1 rRNA gene is annotated in these 391 nt (G+C 53.3%); it reads right to left on the bottom strand.

Annotation, left to right across the window (positions count from 1 at the left end):
• Positions 1-391, bottom strand: a 16S ribosomal RNA gene (locus NNN64_RS23145); the annotation flags it as partial.

The raw sequence follows: 391 nt of genomic DNA, 5'->3' as shown, positions 1-391 counted from the left end.
AGGTCGCTTCTCTTTGTATGCGCCATTGTAGCACGTGTGTAGCCCTACTCGTAAGGGCCATGATGACTTGACGTCATCCCCACCTTCCTCCAGTTTATCACTGGCAGTCTCCTTTGAGTTCCCGGCCNAACCGCTGGCAACAAAGGATAAGGGTTGCGCTCGTTGCGGGACTTAACCCAACATTTCACAACACGAGCTGACGACAGCCATGCAGCACCTGTCTCAGAGTTCCCGAAGGCACCAAAGCATCTCTGCTAAGTTCTCTGGATGTCAAGAGTAGGTAAGGTTCTTCGCGTTGCATCGAATTAAACCACATGCTCCACCGCTTGTGCGGGCCCCCGTCAATTCATTTGAGTTTTAACCTTGCGGCCGTACTCCCCAGGCGGTCGAC

The organism is Citrobacter sp. Igbk 14, from assembly GCF_028069825.1.
Classification (GTDB): domain Bacteria; phylum Pseudomonadota; class Gammaproteobacteria; order Enterobacterales; family Enterobacteriaceae; genus Citrobacter.
The sequence above is the reverse complement of the archived record's forward strand: the minus strand, read 5'-3'. Positions and strand labels throughout refer to the sequence as shown.